The sequence below is a fragment of the Chryseobacterium sp. AC417 genome (assembly GCF_979258215.1).
On record NZ_OZ409845.1, the window covers coordinates 3,222,436 to 3,246,251 of the forward strand.

22 protein-coding genes and 1 pseudogene are annotated in these 23,816 nt (G+C 35.3%); 5 read left to right on the plus strand and 18 right to left on the minus strand.

The genetic code is table 11. The features are described 5' to 3' along the window. Nucleotides 1-8: 8 nt before the first annotated feature. The 10 genes and pseudogenes from ACZZ9T_RS15325 to ACZZ9T_RS15370 form a co-directional block, all read right to left on the minus strand. Nucleotides 9-239, minus strand: coding sequence for a hypothetical protein (locus ACZZ9T_RS15325; RefSeq protein ID WP_463433657.1), 231 nt, complete (start codon nt 237-239; stop codon nt 9-11). After that, complete coding sequence (locus tag ACZZ9T_RS15330) at nt 240-593, minus strand: hypothetical protein (protein ID WP_463442807.1); 354 nt, start codon at nt 591-593, stop codon at nt 240-242. A 59-nt stretch (nt 594-652) separates the two neighbouring features. Further along, nucleotides 653-1,309: a serine hydrolase domain-containing protein gene (locus ACZZ9T_RS15335; RefSeq protein ID WP_463442808.1), complete on the minus strand. Its 657-nt coding sequence runs from the start codon at nt 1,307-1,309 to the stop codon at nt 653-655. A gap of 222 nt (nt 1,310-1,531) precedes the next feature. Then, nucleotides 1,532-2,326, minus strand: coding sequence for a thymidylate synthase (locus ACZZ9T_RS15340; protein WP_463442809.1), 795 nt, complete (start codon nt 2,324-2,326; stop codon nt 1,532-1,534). Between the two features lie 132 nt (nt 2,327-2,458). Then, nucleotides 2,459-2,911: a hypothetical protein gene (locus tag ACZZ9T_RS15345; protein ID WP_463442810.1), complete on the minus strand. Its 453-nt coding sequence runs from the start codon at nt 2,909-2,911 to the stop codon at nt 2,459-2,461. Nucleotides 2,912-3,009: 98 nt separating this feature from the next. Continuing rightward, the gene (locus ACZZ9T_RS15350) at nt 3,010-3,450 is read right to left on the minus strand and encodes a hypothetical protein (protein ID WP_463442811.1); all 441 of its coding nucleotides are present in this window, start codon (nt 3,448-3,450) and stop codon (nt 3,010-3,012) included. Between the two features lie 165 nt (nt 3,451-3,615). Then, nucleotides 3,616-4,962 carry an alpha-amylase family glycosyl hydrolase gene (locus tag ACZZ9T_RS15355; RefSeq protein WP_463442812.1) on the minus strand — a complete coding sequence of 449 codons (1,347 nt, stop codon included), beginning with the start codon at nt 4,960-4,962 and terminating at the stop codon, nt 3,616-3,618. Between the two features lie 310 nt (nt 4,963-5,272). Continuing rightward, on the minus strand, nt 5,273-5,875 hold the full coding sequence (locus ACZZ9T_RS15360) for an IS1096 element passenger TnpR family protein (protein ID WP_463442813.1): 603 nt from the start codon (nt 5,873-5,875) through the stop codon (nt 5,273-5,275). Between the two features lie 131 nt (nt 5,876-6,006). After that, nucleotides 6,007-6,988, minus strand: a pseudogene (locus ACZZ9T_RS15365) (sensor histidine kinase). Nucleotides 6,989-7,085: 97 nt separating this feature from the next. Further along, entirely contained in the window at nt 7,086-7,763 is a 678-nt protein-coding gene (locus ACZZ9T_RS15370) for a response regulator (RefSeq protein WP_463433675.1), read from the minus strand. Between the two features lie 197 nt (nt 7,764-7,960). On the opposite strand from ACZZ9T_RS15370, the gene ACZZ9T_RS15375 reads away from it, so the two are divergent. Beyond that, on the plus strand, nt 7,961-10,564 hold the full coding sequence (locus tag ACZZ9T_RS15375; RefSeq protein WP_463442814.1) for a TonB-dependent receptor plug domain-containing protein: 2,604 nt from the start codon (nt 7,961-7,963) through the stop codon (nt 10,562-10,564). A 29-nt stretch (nt 10,565-10,593) separates the two neighbouring features. Then, nucleotides 10,594-11,808, plus strand: a complete 1,215-nt coding sequence (locus tag ACZZ9T_RS15380; RefSeq protein WP_463442815.1) for a hypothetical protein — start codon at nt 10,594-10,596, stop codon at nt 11,806-11,808. A 129-nt stretch (nt 11,809-11,937) separates the two neighbouring features. On the opposite strand, the gene hemL is transcribed toward ACZZ9T_RS15380, so the two are convergent. The 4 genes from hemL to ACZZ9T_RS15400 form a co-directional block, all read right to left on the minus strand. Further along, nucleotides 11,938-13,221, minus strand: a complete 1,284-nt coding sequence (gene hemL, locus ACZZ9T_RS15385; RefSeq protein ID WP_463442816.1) for a glutamate-1-semialdehyde 2,1-aminomutase — start codon at nt 13,219-13,221, stop codon at nt 11,938-11,940. Nucleotides 13,222-13,321: 100 nt separating this feature from the next. Beyond that, the gene (locus ACZZ9T_RS15390; RefSeq protein WP_463433686.1) at nt 13,322-14,380 is read right to left on the minus strand and encodes a glycoside hydrolase family 73 protein; all 1,059 of its coding nucleotides are present in this window, start codon (nt 14,378-14,380) and stop codon (nt 13,322-13,324) included. A 64-nt stretch (nt 14,381-14,444) separates the two neighbouring features. Next, on the minus strand, nt 14,445-15,353 hold the full coding sequence (locus tag ACZZ9T_RS15395; protein ID WP_463442817.1) for a 1-aminocyclopropane-1-carboxylate deaminase/D-cysteine desulfhydrase: 909 nt from the start codon (nt 15,351-15,353) through the stop codon (nt 14,445-14,447). 62 nt (nt 15,354-15,415) lie between these two features. Then, nucleotides 15,416-15,748 (minus strand): hypothetical protein, encoded by a 333-nt coding sequence (locus tag ACZZ9T_RS15400; RefSeq protein ID WP_463433690.1) that lies wholly within the window; start codon nt 15,746-15,748, stop codon nt 15,416-15,418. 30 nt (nt 15,749-15,778) lie between these two features. On the opposite strand from ACZZ9T_RS15400, the gene ACZZ9T_RS15405 reads away from it, so the two are divergent. The 3 genes from ACZZ9T_RS15405 to ACZZ9T_RS15415 all read left to right on the plus strand — a co-directional run bounded on the left by ACZZ9T_RS15405 (nt 15,779) and on the right by ACZZ9T_RS15415 (nt 18,456). Then, nucleotides 15,779-15,958, plus strand: a complete 180-nt coding sequence (locus ACZZ9T_RS15405) for a DUF5522 domain-containing protein (RefSeq protein WP_463433692.1) — start codon at nt 15,779-15,781, stop codon at nt 15,956-15,958. A gap of 4 nt (nt 15,959-15,962) precedes the next feature. Beyond that, nucleotides 15,963-16,490: a DUF4136 domain-containing protein gene (locus tag ACZZ9T_RS15410; protein WP_463433694.1), complete on the plus strand. Its 528-nt coding sequence runs from the start codon at nt 15,963-15,965 to the stop codon at nt 16,488-16,490. Between the two features lie 178 nt (nt 16,491-16,668). Then, entirely contained in the window at nt 16,669-18,456 is a 1,788-nt protein-coding gene (locus tag ACZZ9T_RS15415) for an endonuclease (protein WP_463442818.1), read from the plus strand. Between the two features lie 73 nt (nt 18,457-18,529). Here ACZZ9T_RS15415 and ACZZ9T_RS15420 read toward each other — a convergent pair whose 3' ends face one another. The 4 genes from ACZZ9T_RS15420 to ACZZ9T_RS15435 all read right to left on the minus strand — a co-directional run bounded on the left by ACZZ9T_RS15420 (nt 18,530) and on the right by ACZZ9T_RS15435 (nt 23,809). After that, nucleotides 18,530-19,393 carry a lytic transglycosylase domain-containing protein gene (locus tag ACZZ9T_RS15420; protein ID WP_463442819.1) on the minus strand — a complete coding sequence of 288 codons (864 nt, stop codon included), beginning with the start codon at nt 19,391-19,393 and terminating at the stop codon, nt 18,530-18,532. A gap of 71 nt (nt 19,394-19,464) precedes the next feature. Beyond that, nucleotides 19,465-21,960, minus strand: coding sequence for an ATP-dependent Clp protease ATP-binding subunit (locus ACZZ9T_RS15425; RefSeq protein WP_463442820.1), 2,496 nt, complete (start codon nt 21,958-21,960; stop codon nt 19,465-19,467). A 138-nt stretch (nt 21,961-22,098) separates the two neighbouring features. After that, nucleotides 22,099-22,476 (minus strand): hypothetical protein, encoded by a 378-nt coding sequence (locus tag ACZZ9T_RS15430; protein WP_463442821.1) that lies wholly within the window; start codon nt 22,474-22,476, stop codon nt 22,099-22,101. 55 nt (nt 22,477-22,531) lie between these two features. Then, the gene (locus tag ACZZ9T_RS15435; RefSeq protein WP_463442822.1) at nt 22,532-23,809 is read right to left on the minus strand and encodes a hypothetical protein; all 1,278 of its coding nucleotides are present in this window, start codon (nt 23,807-23,809) and stop codon (nt 22,532-22,534) included. Between the last annotated feature and the right edge of the window lie 7 nt (nt 23,810-23,816).

Below are 23,816 nucleotides of genomic sequence, written 5' to 3' on the forward strand. Positions count from 1 at the left end.
CTTTCTTCTTATTTTTTAGTATTATTTTTTGTAATGATTTCGAAAATATCATTCACCAAAGTTTCGTAATCGCCTTTTTTTAGCTGCTCTTTGGTTTTGGCGAAAGCTTTTTTCAATTCGCTTTCCGGGTTTTCCTCATCAATGATTTCAACCGAGCTTACCCCTTTCAGTTGAAGAATTGCATTTTGAAGTAACTCGATATCGACCTTTTCTTCAGTATTTATTTTTAAATATTTCATTTATTGTTTTTTGAAAATTGTTTTATGACCACCTTGCGAAAAATCCATGGTGTTTTTTGCAACATCAAATTTAATTTTAATTCCTGCTATATCAAATTCAAATTCTGTTTCAGATGTTGCCTTTAAATTAAATGCGCCCTGACCTGTCGCCTGACCTTTCAAAATTCCGCCATCCACGAAAATTTTAATATCAAGCGGAAAACTGTCTGCTTTGTAGACACCTTCATATTGTTTTAGTATATTTTCGCTAACAGAAATTTCTTTAAAATCGGGCATTATAAAATCACTTCCAATTGCCGTCTGAAACATATTTTTTAGAATAACCTGATTATCAACGGTTGATTGATTGGTCACCAAACTCACTGCGATTTTAGCCTCTGGGAAATAATATAACTCCGATTGAAAGCCATCGATTAATCCATTATGACCATACCCTGAATATTTTCCAAAATCTTTTTTAGTTTTAATGGTTTTGCAATTTTTTCCTGAATAAGCTGAGTGTAAGATTTTTTATACACTTTTTCCAAAATTAAACCCAACAGAATATAGTTTGAATTACTGTAAACAAACTGACTTCCGGGAACAAAATCGCTGGCATGTTTTTTTATCACAGACACCAGCTGCTCTTGTGTCTGAGGTTTTGTGTACATATTTACAAACTCAGCATCTTCGGTTATGTCATGTACTCCGCTTCTGTGCTGTAAAAGGTTTTCGATAGTTATTTGGTCCGCATTGACGATTTCAGGATAATAATCTGACAGTTTCTGATTTAAAGAAAGTTTTTTTTCTTCCGCTGCTTTCATCACCAACACTGCTGTAAAAGTTTTAGAAACAGATCCTACACGGTATTGTGTATTCATATTGGCTTTCTGCTGTTTTTCAGCGTCAGAAAACCCAACTACCTTTAAAAATGTAGGAGCATTATTGTCTGCAAAAGCAAAACTTCCCATCACTTTATGATGTGCGTTTAAGGAATCTAGATAGTTGCTCAATTTTTCTCTGACATTATTTTGAGAAAAAACAACCGAAGAAGCACTTAAAGCTAAAAAAACAAAAATCTTTTTAATCATACTGGATTTTTAATGATATGTTATTTAAATTCAGAAATAGTTACAAAAAAAGTGAAGTTTTATCACTTCACTATTTACTCTATACTCACGTTTTACCAGAATAAGCTTCAAAGTTTGTCATTCCGTAGGAATCTCAACAGTAATATTCAAAACTTTGCCTAGATTCCTACGGAATGACAAACTAGATGGATGTAAAAACGCTATTCTTTATTTAATAAAATTTTAAATTGCTACCGGAGCTTTAATTCCAGGATGCGGATCATAATTTTCTAAGGTAAAATCTTCAAAATTAAAATCAAAAATATCTTTTATTTCAGGATTCAATTTCATTGTTGGCAATGACCTCGGATCTCTCGAAAGCTGTCTGTCGACCTGCTCAAAATGATTATTATAAATGTGAACGTCCCCAAAGCTGTGAACATAATCTCCCACCTCAAGATCACAAACCTGTGCAACCATCATCAACAGCAAAGCGTAACTAGCAATATTAAAAGGAACTCCCAAAAATACGTCTGCACTTCTCTGATACAATTGTAAAGATAATTTACCATCTGCAACATAAAACTGAAATAGAGCATGACACGGTGCTAAAGCCATATTGGGAATTTCGGCCACATTCCAGGCGGAAACAATCAATCTTCGAGAATCGGGATTTTTTTTAATCTGATCAATTACTTCAGAAACCTGGTCAACCACTTTGTTATCGGCACCGCTCCAGCTTCTCCACTGCGCTCCGTAAACAGGACCTAAATCTCCGTTTTCATCTGCCCATTCATCCCAAATACTTACTCCGTTATCGTTCAGATATTTTACATTGGTATCACCTTTCAAAAACCAAAGCAATTCATAAATGATCGATTTCAAATGCACTTTTTTGGTCGTCACCATCGGAAAACCTTTAGACAGATCATATCTCAGCTGATACCCGAAAACACTTCTAGTTCCAGTTCCTGTACGGTCAGTTTTGTCCGTTCCGTTTTCTTTAATATGTCGTAAAAGGTCTAAGTAGTTTTGCATCTTGAAAAGCTTTTCTGAAGTTTCAAATTTAAGAAATTTACAGTCAATAATATCATATTTATGACATTCGCTTTCTATAAAATAAAAAACGGACTAAAAGTCCGTTCTTATTAATATTATATTTAAACTGCTTTATTCTTCCCATGCAATCGGAACATATACAGTAACATAACCGTCCTCATCAACCTGCGTATCAGAAACAGTTCCCGACACAGTTCCATAGCCTACCCAGCCTCCTTGTCCTTGTTGAGCTGAAAACTCATAAGTTCCTGCAGGCAATCCATCAAAATATTGTGGCACCGACTGAAAACCACTTCCGCCATAAGTATAATATACATCACCTGTTACCGTGTTTGTAGCAACAAAGCCTCCCAAGTCATAACTGCCTGAAAGTATTTTTGTTCCATTTTGCGATAACAGACCAAAACGAATATCGTAAGTCTGTGTTTTAGCTGTTTGAGATTCTTTGGAATTCTGAGTCTGGAAATTTTCCTGGTTCATAGACCTATCATCATCTGATGAACATGAAATAACGACTGCTGTAAACCCTGTAAGAAGCAGGGTTTTGAAAATTAATTTTTTCATATTAAAATTTTTAGTTTGGTTATTCCAAAATTAAGTAATTATCATTAATTGAATGAAAACTAAAAATTAACTAAAAGAAAATTTTACTACTGAGATTTTTACCAAATTTTCTCAATAGTTTGTGGAATATTAGTAATGACGAGCTTTTCTCCTGCCTGTTTTCCAAACATTGCTTTGGCTAAAGGTGATTCATTTGAAATCGTCATTATTTTTTTATCTTCAAAAACAACTTCACCTGTAGAAACCGAAATATAAAATAATCCTCTATCCGTTTTTACCAAAGCTCCGTTCTGAACTTTTATACAAGTTTCTGTATTTAATTTCTGTAGAAAATTCTGTTGATTCAATGTTTCATTCAGCTGTCTTTGAATGTTGTTAATTTCCTGTTGCAACATTTCTCGTCCGGTTTCATATTTGTCTCCCATCGAACTTTTGGTATCGTTGCTCGAAGTACGAGTCTCGTTGATTAAATTTTCGAAAGTTTCAATTTTTGCTGAAATTTTATCTTTTAAGATATGGAGTATTTTTTCTTTATTCATTTTTGGAAATATCGTTGAATTATAAATAAAATTAAGGTTTAAAAATTAAGATAGAAGAATTGGTATAGATATTAAATTTGGCTAAAGCCAACTTATCATTGTAAGCCGAAAGCGGGCTAAAGCCCGCTCCTATTGATCCTTCAAATATTTTTGGTCATTTATATTTTATTTTTCAAAAACAGCAAAATCTGAAACTTTAAAATCAAAATCTTTTTCTTTGTTGAAATCTTTTTTTGTACCCTCAAAAACATTTTTGAAAGTTCCTGTCAAGTTTTCATCCTGAATATTAAAATTCACAGGTTCTTTTGAAAAATTCAATACCACCAAAACCTCATCTTTTCCATTTTTTCTAATGTACGCCAAAATTTTGTCATTGGCTGTCGTGTTGAGGATATATGTTGAAACAGCAGAATCTCCGCCTCGTAAAGCTGGATTTGAAGATTTCAAATTGAGTAAAGTCTTATAAAAATCTGCCATTTCATATTTCCCGTTCCAATCAATAACATCCTTTTCGAAAAACTCTAATCTTTTCATATTCGGAAGTTCCTGACCGGAATATAGAAGCGGAATCCCGTTCCAGGTTGCAGAAAAAACTGCCATTGGCTTTGTGATATCTCCGTATTTCTCGAATTCTGTTCCGTTCCATGAATTTTCGTCATGATTGGTTGTGAACCATGCTCGCATTGAAGAATCTCCAATGGCCGAATATATTTTCAGAAGATCAACCAGTTCACTGATGGGTTCATTTTTCTTGTAATAATCGGCTGATTTGTGCATCCATTTCCATGAATAGCTTGCATCGAAAACTTTTCCGTAGTCGGGGTTTTCAAGCTCATCAAATTCTCCTATGAAGAAAAGCGGCTTTATTTTTTCAACTTCGGGTCTGGCTTGCTGCCAGAAATCGACCTCAACCCATGAAGCCAAATCGCATCTGAAACCGTCAATGTTAGTCTCTTTTACCCAGAATTTCATGGCATCAATCATTGCTTTTCTCATCTCCTGATTTTTGTAATCGAGCTCAATGATATCATCCATTCCTGAAGCTTTGTGGAAACTTCCGTCGGAATCTTTTAAATAAAATTCGGGATGAGTTTTCGTCCAGATATGATCCCAACCTGTATGATTGGCAACCCAATCGATGATTACTTTAAATCCCAATCGGTGTGCTTCGTTCACCATATGTTTAAATTCATCCATCGTTCCGAATTCTGGGTTGATTGATGTGTAGTCTGAAGCAGCATATTGACTTCCCAGACTCCCTTTTTTATTGAGCTGTGCAATGGGAGTGACAGGCATAAACCAAAGGGTTTTCACGCCCATATTTTTAAGCCGTGGCATTTCTTTTTCGAAGACTTTAAAAGTTCCTTCTTTCGTATATTGTCTTAAGTTGACTTCATAAATATTGGTAGTATGTTTCCATTCTGTAGGTAAATCCATATCTTTTCTAATGTTTTGGGTCGTACAAGACAGAAGTCCTAAACCGACAATTGCGAGTAAAATAGCTTTTCTCATATTTTTTGTTTTAACAAAAATAGGAATTTGCAGATTCAAAAGTGAATTGTAATCTTTAATTTTACTTTATTAACATTTTTTAGAACAAATTCTATGAAACTGACTTTATTAGCCCCGGTAGAACGGTACCCCACAGCAAGCGGTTGATTAAGCTTTGGCGCGAGGAGTATAGTGGATGACGGGAAAAAGCTCCTGATTGGGTTGGGGGGGGGGGGTGAGTTTGAGAGTTGGAGAGTTTGGGGGTTTGAGTGGAGATATGATGACTTTCAATAAAAAAACCCTGAAAACTTAATTTCAGGGCTGTATATTTTTAAACTCTATCGTCATCGCTGTCATCTTCATCATCGAAGACATCATCGTTGTAGTCATCTTCTTCATCATCATCAAAACTGTCGTCTTCATCTACAAATGCTGTACCTCCGCCGAAGTCGTCGTCAAAACCAAAATCATCATCAATTAACGGCAATGCTGATTTTTTATTTTTTGAACCAGCACCGCTTCCGCTTTTACTTGGCGCTTTCAAAGGAGCATTTCCGAATCTGTAAACGGTGATCGGATAATTAACACCTTTTGTTTCTTCTATTACCTCTACCAATTCGCAGAAAAACTCCCACAGGTCTAGCAAGCCATACTGAAACTGTGCTTTATCACCTGCAGCTTCAAATGCCTCATCGATGTAAACGTCTGACATAATCTCGCCGTCCCCTTCATCACTCATATCTTCCAACGGAACACTTTTCACTATGGTGCCATCATTTTCCAGAAGATTAAAAGTAGAAAGCTCATCACCACTAAGGTTAAAGGCACTTTTTATTCCTAAATGAAGATTCCAGAGGGTCTGTTTTCCTTTAATTTCAACATCACGGAAAATATCTTCTTTTGTATCTAATATTACACGGATTTTGTAAACCATATCATTATTCCAATTTCTTTTTTACCTTATTTTTACTGATCAATTTCTGTTGCAAATATATAATAAATGAGATTTTAGAAAAGAATATTTAATGATTTTTTAGAATTTTTTTTTGCTTACATTTTGTCGGTCTATTTGCTTTTTTCGAGCATAAAACTGAATTTTGTACCCTCAAGATACACACTTTCTACCGTAATATTTTCGTTATGAGCTTCTAATATGTGTTTTACAATAGCCAGACCCTAGACTAGAACCTCCCTGTCTCCTGCTTCGGCTTGTTTCTACACGGTAAAAACGCTCGAAGATTCTCGGCAGAAGTTCTTCTTTAATTCCCATTCCGTTGTCGATCACTTCTATGAGGACTTTATTTCTGAGAACGCTGGTTTTAACGACAACTTTCGCTTCCTGCCTGTTGGCATAATGTATTGCGTTTGAGATAAGGTTGATAAAAACCTGAGATATTTTTTGTTTGTCTGCTTCTACGAAAATCTGGCTGTGTAAAGTCTGAAGCTGTAAAACGGTATTGTTTTTCTCTGCTTCAAGATCAAGAAGGTCGAAGATTTCTTTAACGAGGATATTAATATCAAATTTTGAAACGGTAACGTCTATTTCTCCTGCTTCCAGCCTGTTAATCATGTCCAGATCAGTAACAATAGCAATCAGTCTTTCGACAGAAATACCAATTCTTTCGAGATATTTATCTCTGATGTTAAGATTCTCCACTCCACCCTCGCTTAAGGTTTCAACATATCCCTGGATTGAAAAAAGCGGGGTTTTAAGCTCGTGAGAAACATTTCCGATGTATTCTTTACGGTAGCCTTCCATCTTTTTCATCACTTCCATCTCGGTAACCTTCTGCTGGTTGAAATCTGAAAATCTCTCGCCTAATTCCTTTAAAGTGATGTTTTCCTGATTATCATGAACAATCTCTTCCGGCAAAATTTTGGAAATATTTCTTACCTGTTTTTTGGCATAGTAACTGAAAAGCAATTCGAGAACCACATAATTGACCACAAACATGATCAGTACCGATAATATAAAACCTATTTTGAAGAAGGAATTTTGATCGTACCTTTCATTAAGTGCATCAAAAATGATCACCAAAACAAGCATCACCAGTGTCAACAGGCATGATGAGATGAAACTAAGTCTGTAAAATCTCAATTTTACAAATATTTAAGGGTTTATAAGTAAAGATAGGTTTTTTGAATTAAACAATCAGCTTATATCCAATTCCTTTTAAAGTCTGAATAGTATTGATTCCTAATTTTTCTCTCAGTCTTCTGATGTGTACATCAATTGTTCTTTCGCCCACGATGACATCATTACCCCAAACTCTTTCTAAAATTTCTTCTCTTTTGAAAACTTTTTCGGTGTTTGAAGCTAAAAGATACAGCAAATCAAATTCTTTTTTTGGCAGTAAAAACTGTTGTCCGCTTTTTGAAACTCTGAAGTTGTCTTTATCTATTACCAGATCTCCAACTTCTATCAATTTAGCGTTATCAGAAACCTGAGAAGTCAACTGTAAAAGAGCATTTACTTTCGAAATTAAAATTTTCGGTTTGATTAGTTTGACGATGTAATCGTTTGCGCCTGCCTGAAAGCCTGCCAACTGAGAAAATTCTTCGCTTCTTGCAGAAAGGAAAACGATCAGACTTTTTTGAAGTTCTTTTATTTTGCGTAATTCCTGACAAGTTTCGATACCATCTTTTTCTGGCATCATGACATCTAATAAGATAAGATCCGGGATAATCTCTTTGGCTTTGTCAATCCCTTCATTACCGTTTGTGGCAGTAAATACGTCATAGCCTTCTTTTTCTAAATTGTATGAAAGAATTTCAAGAATATCCAGTTCATCATCAATTAATAGAATCTTTTTTTGGTTCATTTTCAATTTTTACAATTCAAAGTTAGCAAAATTTGGGCAACATGGCTGATAATAAATTTCCATTCACATAAACTTAATATTAAAGCGCATTTCGTAATATTTAGTTAAGAATAATTTAAAACTAACTAAACCAATTTCGATCCATTTGTTTTATTTCTTTGCACCGAAAGAATCTACAAACTAAAGGAAGTAAAATAATGAAAATTTATAAACTCAGCATTGCAGTCTTATTTTTATCCGGATCTGTATTCTATGCTCAAGAAAAGACGCAGGATACCGTAAAGAAAGAAAAGAAAATTGAAGGAGTAGTAATTCAAGGAAGTACTAATAAGAAGACAGAAACTGCAGTCTTAGGTGAACAAAAGAGAGCTATTATTCAAAAGCAGGCGATAAGCGCTGAAGAAATCTCAAGAAAAGGGATCTCAAACGTTGAGCAGGGACTTACAAAGGTAACTGGTATTACAACGGTTGACGGACGTGGTCTTTTTGTGAGAGGTCTTGAAGAAAGATACAATTATCTTTTGATTAACGGATTGGGATCACCATCAAACAATCCATTCCAAAAAATCATTGCTTTAAAGCAATTCCCGACTGATGTCGTGGGTAAACTTAATATCTATAAAACTTTCAACTCTAATCTTTACGGAGATTTTGCCGGTGCAACATTTGATATCGAAACACTGACGATGGACCGATCTTTTTCAAAGGTTGAATTCAGTGTTGGTGTAAATACACTAAGTACCTTTAGAAATAACTTTAAGGTAGCAGAAGGTGCTGATGGAATGAAGGGATATTTGGGACTCAATTCACAAGACAGAAGACTGCCTAGTGAAGTAAGAGATTCTAGTCCTAACGGGTATCAATTTACAAAAGAACAATCATTAAATTCATTCAAAGATTCTTGGAATGTTGATAATATTAAATCAATGCCCAATACAAGTATTGGTTTTACTACTGCACAAAAACTGAAGGCTGGTGAAACAGGAAACATCGGCATCTTATTCTCTCTGAATCAGGCTGCTAAATATTCTTACAGAGAAGGTGAAAATAATCAGTTTAGAGATAATGGTGGGATCATACAGCTTAGTAATTTATTAAGCAAAAAAAGTTTTGAATACGAAACTGAATCTTCTGCATTGTTAGGTCTTGCATATAAGAATAAAGGAACCAATGTAAATTTAAATGCGATATATCTGCAAAATTCATCTAATATCATTGAAGATTATTTAGGTTACAAAAACTTCAGTGTTCAGGACATTCGTTTTTTCAGAACAAACCAGCAGGATATTTCGAGATTTTTAGATTTGCAGTTAACAGCATCACAGAAAATTTCCGAAAGACATCAGTTCAAAGCCGGAGGAAGTTACGTAATGAATAATTACAGTCAGCCAGACAGAAAAATCTTTGAACTTACTGCGCCTTCAGATTATAATAATGCTTTAATTTCTTACGGAGCCAATAGCTTTATCAGACAATATCTGGATGTTGACGGTAAATTTTACGGTTCTGCATATGGAGAATATTCTGTTTTCATTGGTGATAAAGGTGAAAGAAAAGATTACCCGTTACAGTTATCCGTAGGATATAATGGTTTTGCAGATTTAAGAAAAAATTCTTACCGTTTTATTTTTGGTAATCCCGGTACAGGAAGTACTTCAGTAGCAATCAATATTGATCAGCCGCAAGCTACCTTAAATAATTCTATCAATAGCGGAAGTCTTTACTATAGTGAAGGTTCTGACAAATATAATTACAAGTCAAACATTTATCAATTTGTAAATGCCGGTTATTTAAATTTGGATTATAAGCCAAATGATACTTGGGATATTTTGTTAGGCGGAAGAATTGAAAATGATATGAGAATAATCCGCTACAATCGTATCGGTGATTCGGATACACAAAACCTAACTCCAAATAATTACTATTTCCTACCTTCCATATCTGTTAAAAAAGCTTTGAATGACAGAAGCAATTTGAGATTCTCAGCGAGCAAAACGATTACACGACCTATTCTTATCGAGACTATGCCGTTGCAATATGTAAATCCCGATAATACAACAATTATTGGTAATGAAAATATAAAAAACAGTGAAAACTACAATGTAGATTTGAAATGGGAGTACTTCCCATCAACTAGAGAGATGTTTGCTGTTAATTTATTTGCTAAAAGAATTGACAATGCTATTGAACGTTCTTTTGTAACGACAGGAAATGCAAGTGGGATGGATATCACGTTTTTAAATGCTAAAAAAGCTACTCTTGCAGGAATAGAATTAGAAGGAATTCTAAGTTTAGGCAGAATCTCTGATGCTCTCAGCAAATTTACCTTAGGAGCTAATGCAACCATCATGTATTCTGATGTAGAAAGAAGTGATGATCAATTGTTGCTTGAAAAACCAAACGTTACTAACTACAGTGGTGAACTTAATAAGAGAGGTCTTCAAGGTGCAGCACCTTATACAGTAAATGCAGACTTGAAATACGAATATAAAAATTCTAACAACCTTAGCCAAACCCTTTCATTGGTGTACAATGTTTCAGGATCTAAAATTTATGCTGTAGGAAGTGCGGGTTCAGATAATTATTTCGAAAGACCTTATCATCTTTTAGATTTTGTGTATCAAAATCAGCTAACCAAAAACTGGAATGTGAAATTTGCAGTGCAAAACATTCTTGACAGCAAATATCGAGTAGAATTGGGTGATGAAAGTTACTACCCTGTAGAAACGAATAACAATTATGCTTTTAACAGCTATTTCAATGGTGTATCTTTTAATTTCACTGTAGGATATACTTTCTAAATCAATAATTAATTAAATCTTAGAATAAAATGAAAAGAAATCTTTTAACTCTATTATCATTAACATTACTTTTAAGTGTTTCTTCTTGTACTATAGAAGTAAATGATGGTACCAATGATGGTGTAGTAACTACACCGGGAACTACAACAGGAGTTCTACCAGACGGCGCAAAATTATCAGGCGTAATCACTTCTAATTTGACCATAAAAAAAGGTAATTATACATTAGAAGGTATTGTGAAAGTGGCAGACGGGGCAACTCTTACCATTGAGGCAGGAGCAAATTTCATTGTATCAACAACAACTACATCTAGTTTAGTAATTTTACAGGGAGGAAAACTGATAGCTACAGGATCTGCAAGTGAGCCAATCGTTTTCACAACAACAAACAAAACTCCAGGAGGTTGGGGAGGAATTACCATTTATGGAAAAGCTCCTATCAAAGCTGTAAACGGAAACCCTTCTGCAGTATCAGAAGACGGAAATGCAATATCTTATGGTGGTACTGATGCTAATTTCAGCTCAGGTATCCTTCAATATGTGCGTGTAGAATATGCAGGTAAGAAAATTGGTGATGGTACATCAGAAACCAATACATTTACATTCTATGCAGTAGGTGACGGTACAATTCTAGAAAATTTGGTAGCTTACAAGGGTACAGATGACGGTTTTGAATTTTTCGGAGGTACAGTAAGTGCTAAAAATTTGGTAGCTTACGGTAATTATGATGATTCATTTGACTGGCAGGATGCCTGGAGCGGACAAAATAACAGCAACTGGTTCGCATTCCAGACTGTTACCGGAAACTTTGGTATGGAAATCGAAGCATCAGCAAACATAGACAATACTGCACCAAAAATCTCTAATATTACTTTAATCAGAGATACCAATACAAACCCAGAGGTTGCCGGATCAGTTGAAATTTCTGCAATCCAATTTAAAAGACAGGGAACAGGTATTTTCTCTAATGTTTATATCAGTGGATATAAGAATACAGGAGGTAAAAACGCTTACTCTATCCTTATCCAAGATGATGCGACTAATACCAACCAGGTAAATGCAACACCAAGTAAAGTTGTCGTATCTCCATTAAATTACGTAAACTCAGATAACTTGGGAGTTTGGGGTTATGCAGTAACGAACGGCGGAAAAACTTTCACTAATACAGCTACAGTAACTAAGGTATCTTTACCTGCAGGAGCTTGGGCAACTGTAGACGGAGTAAATCTTCTTTCTGCATTGTAAAATTTAGGTAATTAATTTTCTTCATATTAACATTAGAAATCCCTCAGGAAATTTTCCTGAGGGATTTTTGTTTTTATTTAAAAAAGGATAAGATCTTAAACCTTATCCTTTCTAATATTTCAATCTAAATTAAGAATATTCAAATTTCCTTACCGCTTCCAAAGTCATATCAATTTCTTTCTCTTTTATGGCATCACTTATAAAATAGGTTTCGTAACCACTTGGTGGCAGATAAATTCCATTTTTAAGCAATTGATGGAAAAAGTTATTGAAGAGTGAATGATTTGCCTGCTGCGCCTCATCAAAATTAGAAACTCTGTTGATGTGGAAAAACACCGACATCATTGATCCTTTTCTGTTGATTTTATGTGCGATTCCTTTTTCATTTAAAATCTTTCCGATTTCAAAATCTAAAGTTTCTGTGGTTTTGCTTAATCTTTCGAAGAAATTTTCATCATTTTTTATCAACTGCAAAGTCTTCAAACCTGCTCTCATTGCCAAAGGATTTCCGCTTAAAGTTCCCGCCTGGTAAACACCTCCTTTTGGAGCCAAATGATCCATGATTTCGTTTCTTCCGGCAAAAGCTCCAACTGGCAAGCCACCTCCGATTACTTTTCCGTAGGTTACCAAATCTGCTTTTACGTTGTAGAGTTCCTGCGCACCACCAAAAGCCAATCTGAAACCCGTCATGACTTCATCAAAAATCAATAATACTCCGTTTTCGTCACAGATTTTTCTTAAGTTTTGCAAGAAATTATTTTCCGGTAAAACGCATCCCATATTTCCGGCAACAGGTTCTATAATAACCGCAGCAATCTCACCTTGATTATGTCTGAACAAATCCTGAACCTGCTCAAAATCATTGTATCTCGCTAACAAAGTATCTTTTGCTGTTCCGGCAGTTACTCCTGGAGAATTTGGATTTCCAAAAGTTGCAGCACCACTTCCCGCTTTGATCAAAAATGAATCTGAATGACCATGATAACAGCCTTCAAATTTTACAATTTTATCTCTACCTGTAAAGCCTCTCGCCAATCTCACTGCACTCATACACGCTTCTGTTCCCGAAGAAACCATTCTGATCTGGTCAACATTCGGCACATTTTCTGTGATGAATTTTGCGATTTCTGTTTCCAGCTCGGTGGGTGCACCAAAAGAAAAACCTTTTTCTGCCTGAATTTTTAATTCCTCTAAAACTTCTGGATGTGTATGTCCTAAAATGGCAGGTCCCCAGGAATTGATATAATCGACATATGTATTGTCATCAGCATCAGTTAAATAAGCACCCTGAGCAGATTTCATAAAAACCGGAACTCCGCCCACCGATTTAAAGGCACGAACCGGAGAATTTACACCTCCCGGAATATATTTGTAAGCTTCTTCAAATAAGGCTGAACTTCTTTGGTATTTCATTTATTTTAAATAGTTGGTGGTTGATAGTTTTTGGTTTTTAGTTGATCGTCTGGATTGAAAGCTTTACACTAATAACTATCAACTAAAATCAAGAACAAAATTAATTTCTGGGTTTTTTGTCAATAAGATAGATGAGCTGTCCGGCAGAAGGTTTTTGCCCCTCATCCATTCTGTTTTTTGCATAAAGTTTATTAAGCTTCACTCCGAATTTTTGAGCGATATCGTGCATATCTTCACCAAATTCTGCTTTATAAGTCGGAGTATTTCCTTCAGAGTTTTTCGATTCTAAAAAGACAATATCATCTTTTTTCAGAACATCAGATTGCAGATCATTCCATTTTATCAATTTACTGTCGCTGATTTTAAATTTATTGGCAATCAACTGAATATTGGTATCAGCAGGAATCACTACATATTTCAGACCACCATTCGGATGGCTTTTGATAATGATAGAATTAAGGATTTCAGCATTGGTTTTGATGCGCTCTACTCTTTTTTGCTGTTGGGCGTAAGAAGTAGCTTTGTAAGGAACTTTTACCGTTACCGGTACCATTGCCTTTTTTTCTTTTTTTGCAGGCTCCAAGCGAGCCATGAAACTTTGGTCGTCTTTTAGAGCAGGATATTTTTTAAGAATTGCATAGGGAACTTCAGTAGATTTTACCTCATCAAATTCATACAATTTGTACTTTTCAATTTTACCAATCAAAATCGAAGCGTAACGGGGATTGGTTGCGTAACCCGCTTTTTTAAGACCATGAGCCCAGGCTTTGTAGTCTTTCATATCCAGATTGAAGAGATTGGTGTAGTATTTTCTTGTTGCCAAAAATATGGAGTGATCTTCGTAAGACTGTTTCGGGTCATCATACACACGGAAACACTCATTGGGAGCATCATCAGTATGTTTCATGGTTTTACCTGTCCAGTCTTCTTTACATTTTATTCCAAAATGATTTTTACCTTCTAGTGCCAAGCGGCTTTGTCCGCCACCCGTTTCCAAAAGCCCTTGTGCAAGTGTGATTGATGCAGGAATTTTGTGCTTTTCCATTTCTTCAACCGCATATTGCGCAAATTTCTGAATGTATTGATCTTCTGTAGCCCAGGTCTGAGCTGAGAATTTTGATAAAACTAAAAGGCTTATGAGTAAGAAAAGTCTTTTCATGTTTTTATTTTTTTAGAACTATTTTAAATGAACACCTGCAAATATGCCTGGTGTATCATCAATTTTATAGGATTAAATTTCTATTTTGTTTTTCGAGAAGCCTATTGGCTCCTTCTATTCCCTGCAATCCACCCGTATGAAAGCATAATATTTTGCTGTTTTCGGGAAAATAATCTTCATCTATCATTTCAAAAACTTTTTGCATCATTTTTCCTGTATAAATTGGATCTAGAGGAATCTCGTACTTTACTTTAAAATCATTGATAAAACGAATATTTTCATCAATTATTTTACCATAACCACCATAAGCAGCATCGGTCAAATGAAAATTTCTCTTAGAGGTTAATTCTGAAATCCTGTTTTCCAAAGAGCTATCTTCAACGACTTTGAAACCTAAAACTTTCTGATTTTCCTCGCAAAACTCTGAAATTCCTGCAACAGTACCTCCGGTTCCGACTGCGGTGCAAAGATAATCAAAATCTTTTGTATCGTTATTCAGCATCATTTTTATTCCTTCAACTGCATTTTGATTGGTTCCGCCTTCGGGAATAATCAAAGCGTCGGGAAATTCCTGCTGCAAAAATTCTGTCAGCTTTTCTTTATACTGGTATTCTTCACGGGTAACGAATTTCAGATTCATTCCGTTTCTTTTGGATGAAACTAAAGTGGGATTGTCTTTCCATTTTTTTTCAAGCTCCTCACCACGGATAATTCCCACTGTCTGAATTTCTGATAATTTTCCAGCCGTCGAAACTGCCAGAATATGATTGGAATATGCACCGCCAAATGTAATGATTAAAGGATTTTCAGGTCGGTTTTCAAGATAATTATTGATGTTGTAAAAAAGCTTCCAATATTTATTTCCTGAGATTTGAGGGTGGATGAGATCTTCTCTTTTGATAAAAATTCGCACTTTCTTATTAATATGAATTTCCTGTATGGGAATAGATTTTTCCGGCAGTCTTAACAGCATTTTCTCGTTTTAAATGATTTGAATTATTGCTTAAATTTTACAAACTTCTCCCCTTTAAGAATTTATGATCTGAAATATTTTCTGAAACTCCACAATTTTCTTTTTTTAAGATAATTTAAATCTTGTTCCATGGCATACGCTTCTCGTTCAAAAGATATTGCCCGATACGCTTGGTAACCGTTTTTCAGCTTAAAAAAATGATAATAATATTCTGCAACATAAGCAATATAAAAAAAGACAATCAATAACTCCAGTTGTTGTCTCAGATGAATTTTTTCATGATTGATTAAGACTCTATTCTTCTTATCTTCAGGTTTTTTAATGAAAATAAAAGGATAAAGCGTAATGCCATTTATTTTTGTATTTTTGAGAAGCTTTTGGCACACAATTATCATGATAACAAATATAAAGTTTTGATTTAACTTATGGCAAATTTTGACATCAAAGAGCATGAAGACTTTTACTATAATGAGCAAGGTTACAAGGTTTTTACTGAAAAATTCCACCTGAAACGTGGATATTGCTGTAAAAGCGGATGCAGACACTGCCCTTTCGGATACGATAAAAAGACAGACACATTTATAAAAATCATTAAAAAAAATTAATAAAATGAAAAAATATATTTTTATTTTACTGGCAGCGACTTTAGGTTTATCTTCTTGCAGTCCCTTCAAGGTACGTTCTGATTATGCAGAAACTGCAAATTTCACTTCTTATAAAACTTATAAAATAAGAATTGATGACCTAAAACTGAATGACATTGACAAAGACAGAGTGCTGAATGAATTGTCTAAACAACTACAGACAAAAGGTTTACAATCCGGAGAAAATCCTGATTTGATCGTTAATGTAAAAGCCAATCACAAGAAAGTTACTGATATCAACACCACAAATCCTGGCGGAATGTGGGGATGGGGTGGCGGTTTCGGATGGGGAATCGGCATGAACAGAACCTGGACGAGCAATTACAATGAAGGAGCAATCATCATAGATCTGATTGATTCTAAAACAAACAAACTGGTTTGGCAAGGTATCGGAAGCGGAATTTCCGTAGACAGACCCAATGCAAAGCAGAAACAAATTCCTCAGATCGTAGCTGAAATTATGGCAAACTATCCTCCGGGAATGAAGAAATAACATTCTTAAAATCAATAAAATATAAAGTCAATACATTTTTGTGTTGACTTTTTTTGTTTTAAAATTCCGCTTAAAAATCACTGACTTCTAATCTTACAAAAATTTAATATACTTATTGAGCAGGAATTCATTTTGAATTTAATTAAAATGTATTTTTACGTTAACCAAATATATTTTTATGAAAAAACTATTGATCTGCTTCATACTTTCTCAATTTGCTTCTGCGCAAGCACCTTCGGGATATTATTCTTCTGCAAACGGACTTTCGGGTGCATCTTTAAAAACCGCATTGAGTTCTATCATCACCAATGGTCATCAGGACAAAGGTTACAGTGGATTGTGGACTGCATACAAAACAACCGATATCGACAAAAATTATGAAAATGACGGTTCTATCTTAGACATTTACTCGGAAAGACCATCTTCATCTGATCCTTATAAATATACTCCTGTCAGTAACCAATGCGGCACGTATTCTACTGAAGGAAACTGCTATAATCGTGAACACATCATTCCTCAGAGCTTCTTCAATGAAGCTTCACCAATGAGAAATGACATTCACTTCGTAAGAGCAACCGACGGAAAAGTAAATGGAATGCGTTCTAATTATCCTTTCGGGAAAGTAGGAAGTACGACTTTCACATCTCAAAACGGATCAAAATTAGGAAGTTCATCTTCTTCAGGATTTTCAGGAACGGTTTTTGAGCCGATTGACGAATTTAAAGGAGATGTTGCAAGAATGGTTTTCTATTTTGTAACCAGATATCAAAACCAATTATCAGGCTTTTCTTCAGGAAATATGATTGGTACTTCTGCTTTTCCGGGATTACAGACCTGGGAACTGAATGTTTTACTGGCTTGGCATAATCAAGATCCGGTTTCTCAGGCGGAAATTAACCGAAATAACGCTTCTTACACCTTTCAGGGAAACAGAAATCCGTTTATCGACAATCCGAATTATGTAAATCAGATTTGGGGATCACAGACTCCGACACAAGATACACAAGCTCCTACCATTGTAACAAATCTCAGTATTCCGGCAAAAACAGCCAACAGTATTTCATTAACCTGGAATGCATCAACAGACAATGTAGCGGTAACTTCATATGATGTGTATATGAACGGAAGTTTGAAATCTAATGTAACTTCAACATCTACAACAATTACAGGTTTAAATCCTTCAACGACCTACAGCTTTTATGTAAAAGCTAAAGATGCAGCAGGAAATGCTTCATCAAACAGCTCAACAGTTTCTGCAACCACAAATGCAGGAACTACAACTCCTACAAACTGTGTGAATGAAACATTTGAAACAATTCCCACTGCAAGCGCATCATCTTACACCACAAAAACATGGACGAACGCAGGAATTACCTGGACAGCAACCGATTCCAGAAGCGATCAGACTATTTCCAATAAAGCAATTACGGTAAGGAGCGGTTCGTTAAAATCAAGCAGTTTCAATAATGGAATTAATTCCTTAACCGTAACAACCCAGCTGAAATTCACCGGAAGCAACGGAAGTTTTAATGTTCTGGTAAATGGCGTGAATGTAGGAACAATTCCTTACAGTACAGTGGCGGCGACCACTACAATTAACAATATCAACGTTTCAGGAAATGTAATTGTGACTTTGGTTAATAATTCTTCAAGCAACAGAGTGGCAATTGATAATTTAAGCTGGACTTGTTCAGGAACAGCAGCCAGGCAAAATGTTACTAATACAGAAAATATTCAAACTGAAAAACTACAGGTTTATCCAAACCCTATTCTCAATCAGGAAATTTTTGTAAAAGGAGCAACTGAAAACATTCAAAAAGCTGAAATTTATAACCTTCAAGGGAAGGTACTACAGACAATTGATCAGCCATTCAGAAATGGAAAATCAATCAAAACCGGAAGTCTTGAACATGGAATTTATATTTTAAAACTAAATGAATCAAGCTTGAAATTTATCGTAAAATAGAAATATTTAAATTCATAAAAAGAAAGACTTCTCTGTTACAGGGAAGTCTTTTTTAAGTTTAATCACGTAAAATTTATTTTGAGTTGTGGCTTCCTTCTTTTATAGATCGAGAAAGAATCTTATTTTTCTTCAATAAAAAATCAGGCATCAAATCTGTCGGAAGATAGAAAATACTTTCACCATTGGTTTGAAGCTCTTCTTCAATTTCAGGATTCCAGATTAGAATGTCATTTACATCAATTTTTAATTCTTCAGCAATGATTTTCAGACTAAATCCTGCATTGATTTCGGTTTCGGATAAAGAAGACCCATCTTTCACTCCTGATCTTGCATCAAAAACCTTCTTCATTCTTGAAGTGTTGTAATTGGTCAAAACACTGTTCAATTCTCCAGTTGCAAAACAGGCGTTCAGATATTTTTTAACATGATTGATGGTTTCTGCCGGTAAATATTTAGAGAAAATATGATATTGCGAAGAGTTTGCAGACTGCATTGCCTTTGCAATATTACCTTCACCGCAATTGTAGGCAGCAACTACGGTTACCCAATTATTGTATTTTTTGTACAGATTTCCCAACGAAACTACTGCCACTTTTGTACTTCTGTACAGGTCGTTTCGACGGTCTTCTGTGAGCCCGTATTGGTTGGCATGAGATGTCATAAACTGCCAAACACCAACTGCTCCTGCGTGAGATGTAATATTTCTGTCAAAATGCGATTCGATCAGAGCTAAATTTCTCAAATGCTTCGGAAGCCCTTTTTTTGCGAGAGAATTTTCTATGAACTGAACAATTTCTTTGTTTGAATTGATGATGCTTTTATATTTTCTTACACTGCTTTCCGAAGTATCTGTTGCAGAAAGATATTGTGCAGAAGCCATTTCAAAAGAAACAAAAACTGCTGTCGCCAAAATTATTTTACTGAAATAAATTTTCATTTTGAATTCTTACATTAAAATCAGAATGTCTGCATACAATTCGACATTCTGATTTTTAATTTACATGAATATTAGTCGACTTTCCAACTGATTTTTTCCTCCGTTTGATTCCAGTCTACCGTAAGGGTTTGCCCGGATTTTACTTCTTCTCTCACGATCATTTTAGAAATTGGTCTTGCCAACTGAGATCTTATGACCCCGGAAATCTGTCTTGCTCCATACTTGCTGCTGAAACCTCCTAAAGCTAAATTTTTCACAGCCTCATCGGTGATAGTAAGCGTCATTCCCAATCTTTGGAGTGACTTATGAAGTGATTTTAGCTGAATATTAAAAATTCTTTCTGCAATAGATTCTGTAATGGGTGCAAAAGGAATAATTTCTGTAATTCTCGCTAAAAATTCCGGTCTGAATCTTCCCGATTGTGACATGATCTGCATGAGTGATGATGATTCGGGAACTTTTCCTTCTTCAAACTGTTTTACAATTTCTTCACTTCCGATATTTGAAGTAAATAAAATCAAAGCATTGCTGAAGTCTCCTTCTTTGCCTAATTTATCATGTACTTTTCCTTCATCCATGATTTGTAAAAAGACATCAAAAACAGAATGATGCGCTTTTTCAATTTCATCAAATAAAACTACGGTGTAAGGTTGCTGACGAATCTTATTCACCAACATTCCGCCTTCTTCATACCCGACATATCCGGGAGGCGCACCATACAGTAATGCCGCAGAATGTTCTTCTTTAAACTCTGACATATCAAACCGAACCATCGCTTTTTCATCATTAAAAAGCAATTCTGCCATAGATTTTGCAAGCTCGGTTTTCCCCGTTCCGGTTGGTCCGAGAAGGAAAAACGACCCGATTGGCTGTCCAGGTTTGTTTAATCCGCTTCGGTTTTCTACAATAGCATCAGAAAGCACTTTCAATGCATGATCCTGACCGACAACTCTGTTCAATAAAAGAGATTCCATATTCAAAAGTTTCTCTTTTTCCTGTGCCTGAAGCTTCCCGATTGGAATATTGGTTTTTGCTGCCATCACTGCCGCAAGTTCAAGTTTGCCTACTTTTTCTCTTTTTACCGAAGCGTGTTCTATTAATTCTGTAAAAGTATCTTCAATCACTTTCTGAAGATGTTCAATAGGCATTGAATTATCAATCTGTGGCTGCTCTCTCAGAGAACCCCACAAAATCGGGCTTATTTTATCTCTGAGTAAGTTGTAATTCCAGATTAATTCGTCGGCTTTATCTTTTTCATCCAGAAATTCTTCTTTCAGAATATTCTGATAATTTTCTTTCCAGTCTTGGAGTTCCTTTTCAGAAAGTTCATCAAGCATTTTAATGGCAGCCATGGTTCTGTCTAGCAAATCAATCGCTGCATCGGGTAATTTTTTACCTTTTGCATATCTTTTTGCCAAACGAACGCATTCAGGCAAAGCAGCCTTATCAACTTCAATAGCGTGATGTTTTTTGTAACCTTCCAAAAGAACATCGATCATTTTTACGCAGGTCTGTTCGTCCGGCTCATTCACTGTAAGAACTTCAAAACGTCTGTTGAAAGCCTGTTCTGGCTCAATTATTTTTCTGTATTCTTCCTGAGTGGTGGCTCCGATGACGGTAATTTCTCCTCTTGCCAATTCAGGTTTAAGGATATTTCCAATATTTCCTATGCTTCCTTTAGGATCTAAAAGTGTATGAATTTCATCGATAAATAAAATTGCTTTTTCGATTTTCTTGCATTCATTGATGACTTTTTTCAGACGGTCTTCAATTTCACCTTTATACGAAGTTCCGGCTAATAATGCTCCGGTATCCAATTCTAAAAGGGTTGCATTTTTAAGCATTTCAGGAACATTTCCTTTAATAATTTCTGTAGCAAAACCTTCTACCAATGCTGTTTTACCAACACCCGGCTCACCGATGATAATTACATTCGGTTTTGTTCTTCGGCAAAGAATTTCTACCAACATTCTCAGTTCTTTATCACGACCAATAATGTTTTCTAAAGTTCCCTGTCTTGCCTGTGCAGTTCTGTCTATGCAATAACTTTTGATGGAAGGAAAAGAATTGTCTGAATAGTCTGATCCATTCGAAAAAAGTGACGAAATTTCATTATTTTCAGAAGAAGCGTAAGGGGTATCTTTTCGATATAAATTAAATATTTCGTGCTCTCTGAGCGGAAGAGATTTGAGTTGCTGTAAAGTAAAAGCAACCTGCGGTTTTACGATAGCCATCAAGATACAGATCGGGGTAATTTCGTCTAATCCTAATTTCAGCCTGATGTCATCGGCTTCTTCTAAAATCTGATCTACAAACTCGCCTTCGCCAACTTCTGCAGGAAGATGGGTGGTTTTGGGATAATCTTCGATACGAACATCTGCCCATTCGTAGAAATATCCGGGATCTTTGTCTATATTTTTTAAAAATTCATTAAGCCCGATATCTTTGTGCATTAAAGCCTGAAGAATGTGCGGACCGCCATAAGTTGCATTGTAATTTTCTCTGGCAATGGACTGCGCTATGTGAAAAAGCTGTTTTACGGTTTCGTTGGTGACTAATACTCCCATTTATTTTTCAATATTAATATTTGTGGTGATGTTTTATTTTGGTGTAACTAAAATAAGTTTTTTCTGATGATCAGGAAAATTATATGGGTTGTTTATTTTGTTAACAGATAAAAATTTACTGATAAAAATAAATATTGATTATTTGATGATAAGGGTTTCAGATTCATTAAACTGTTTTCCGTCTATTTTAAAATTGATAATAAAAGGCTTACTGGAAGATGAAAAGGGGGAAAGACCTTTTTTCCTGTCTACGGGTTTTTCTTCAATAGATGTAATGAAATGCTGTTCCTTCCCAATATTTATTTTTATGGTATCTTCTTTAGTAACTGATTTTCCTCCATGATAAAACTTAATTGCTGCGGTAACAGGAGCTGATGAAGAAGTTACAAACTTCCCGCTGTCAATCTTTACACCTTTCTGAATGACAAATATTTTTCCGCTTGAAACATCACCTTCCTTTTTATCCTGAAAAATAAATGAATAATCAAATTCATTTAATATGACTGGTTTTGGCACATATTTTTGCGCGCATCCCAAACAGCTGAAAAGCAGTATTGTTAGCAAAAAATATTTATTTGTATTTAATGTATCCATAAAAATTTGTATTAAAAACGATAGATCTGAATTTTTTTGAGTTATACTCTCTAGCCCAACAGTAGTAGGAAAAAGTATAGGTACTCGCTTCTGTATCAATGGATAATCCACCATTGTATACGATCCAGTGATAATTGGTAAGTGCGCCAAAAACGCTCATGCTGTCATTAAGCATATCAGAATCAATTAAGAGGATGATTTTCCATCCTGCGTTAAAATCTTTTTCAAGATTTTCTAATGTTTCAGCATAATTAAAACCTGTAATGAAGTGTGTTTCATCTACAACTTCCGTAGCTCCATGTAGTTCTGAAGCTGCCTTTACTATATAAGACGGCCAATTGATCGCATCCCAATCTTCACCATCTTTTCCTGTATAACTTTTGTTATCAGAACTTCGTGTGCCTACCAGAGAAACCCAATCTGACTGCGGTATCAAGGTTCCGCTGTCAAAATGCGGATAATCACTGTTTTCTGCATTCGGCTTCATTTCGAAAATATCTTCATTCGGCTCTAATAAAAAATTATTAATTTTCCCTGCTCCGGTTCTGAAAAAATTTTTGTAAATCTGATAATACGCATCCGGATTGCCTTTGGTATAAACGTACAATATTGCTGCAGTTCCGCAGAGAGAAGTGGCACTTTGATCAATTGACTTCGGAGTGTTTTTGCGTGTCTGCAGCTCATTTTTAATAATTGTACCGTCAAACCATCTGAATCTGTTGTGCATAAATATTGGAAATTTTCCCTCAGAATCAGCATTTTCTATGAATGCCTGTACTTCCATATCACTTCCGCAACATTCATTTGCAGAGAATCTTAAATTTAATTCAGCTCCGCGGCAGTCTTTATTCAGCAAAATATTTTCGTCTGTCTGTCCTGTTTCGGGATTGGTATATTTTAATTTCCAGCGTATATTATTCGGATTTTTTGGTTCACCGTTCGTATATTCTTTGATTTTGAATCTGTAGGTTTTATTATACAGAACACCTTTTTTTATGCTTGTACCTGATCCGTCGTTTGCAGAACCATCATCCAGTTCATCAAGACATTCTATCGTTTTTACTCTGGTATCTTCTACTGTAGTTCTGTCCTTATTCACATCATGATTTACCCCTCCACCGGAGCCATTCTGCACCTGTCGTCCTCCTGCAATATTCTTTGTAAATCTGCTTTCTTCTAGAATCCCTCCGTTGGCATTACCTCTGATGTTTTTTGCAAAAATTTGTATCCTGCCTTTCGTTTTCTGATCTCCCATCGCCTTT

What these genes read in the sequence shown, in the direction of transcription:
- ACZZ9T_RS15325 (WP_463433657.1), bottom strand. Translation starts at nt 239, where the DNA reads ATGAAATATTTAAAAATAAATACTGAAGAAAAGGTCGATATCGAGTTA.
- ACZZ9T_RS15335 (WP_463442808.1), bottom strand. Translation starts at nt 1,309, where the DNA reads ATGATTAAAAAGATTTTTGTTTTTTTAGCTTTAAGTGCTTCTTCGGTT.
- ACZZ9T_RS15340 (WP_463442809.1), bottom strand. Translation starts at nt 2,326, where the DNA reads ATGCAAAACTACTTAGACCTTTTACGACATATTAAAGAAAACGGAACG.
- ACZZ9T_RS15345 (WP_463442810.1), bottom strand. Translation starts at nt 2,911, where the DNA reads ATGAAAAAATTAATTTTCAAAACCCTGCTTCTTACAGGGTTTACAGCA.
- ACZZ9T_RS15350 (WP_463442811.1), bottom strand. Translation starts at nt 3,450, where the DNA reads ATGAATAAAGAAAAAATACTCCATATCTTAAAAGATAAAATTTCAGCA.
- ACZZ9T_RS15355 (WP_463442812.1), bottom strand. Translation starts at nt 4,962, where the DNA reads ATGAGAAAAGCTATTTTACTCGCAATTGTCGGTTTAGGACTTCTGTCT.
- ACZZ9T_RS15360 (WP_463442813.1), bottom strand. Translation starts at nt 5,875, where the DNA reads ATGGTTTACAAAATCCGTGTAATATTAGATACAAAAGAAGATATTTTC.
- ACZZ9T_RS15370 (WP_463433675.1), bottom strand. Translation starts at nt 7,763, where the DNA reads ATGAACCAAAAAAAGATTCTATTAATTGATGATGAACTGGATATTCTT.
- ACZZ9T_RS15375 (WP_463442814.1), top strand. Translation starts at nt 7,961, where the DNA reads ATGAAAATTTATAAACTCAGCATTGCAGTCTTATTTTTATCCGGATCT.
- ACZZ9T_RS15380 (WP_463442815.1), top strand. Translation starts at nt 10,594, where the DNA reads ATGAAAAGAAATCTTTTAACTCTATTATCATTAACATTACTTTTAAGT.
- hemL (WP_463442816.1), bottom strand. Translation starts at nt 13,221, where the DNA reads ATGAAATACCAAAGAAGTTCAGCCTTATTTGAAGAAGCTTACAAATAT.
- ACZZ9T_RS15390 (WP_463433686.1), bottom strand. Translation starts at nt 14,380, where the DNA reads ATGAAAAGACTTTTCTTACTCATAAGCCTTTTAGTTTTATCAAAATTC.
- ACZZ9T_RS15395 (WP_463442817.1), bottom strand. Translation starts at nt 15,353, where the DNA reads ATGCTGTTAAGACTGCCGGAAAAATCTATTCCCATACAGGAAATTCAT.
- ACZZ9T_RS15400 (WP_463433690.1), bottom strand. Translation starts at nt 15,748, where the DNA reads ATGATAATTGTGTGCCAAAAGCTTCTCAAAAATACAAAAATAAATGGC.
- ACZZ9T_RS15405 (WP_463433692.1), top strand. Translation starts at nt 15,779, where the DNA reads ATGGCAAATTTTGACATCAAAGAGCATGAAGACTTTTACTATAATGAG.
- ACZZ9T_RS15410 (WP_463433694.1), top strand. Translation starts at nt 15,963, where the DNA reads ATGAAAAAATATATTTTTATTTTACTGGCAGCGACTTTAGGTTTATCT.
- ACZZ9T_RS15415 (WP_463442818.1), top strand. Translation starts at nt 16,669, where the DNA reads ATGAAAAAACTATTGATCTGCTTCATACTTTCTCAATTTGCTTCTGCG.
- ACZZ9T_RS15420 (WP_463442819.1), bottom strand. Translation starts at nt 19,393, where the DNA reads ATGAAAATTTATTTCAGTAAAATAATTTTGGCGACAGCAGTTTTTGTT.
- ACZZ9T_RS15425 (WP_463442820.1), bottom strand. Translation starts at nt 21,960, where the DNA reads ATGGGAGTATTAGTCACCAACGAAACCGTAAAACAGCTTTTTCACATA.
- ACZZ9T_RS15435 (WP_463442822.1), bottom strand. Translation starts at nt 23,809, where the DNA reads ATGGGAGATCAGAAAACGAAAGGCAGGATACAAATTTTTGCAAAAAAC.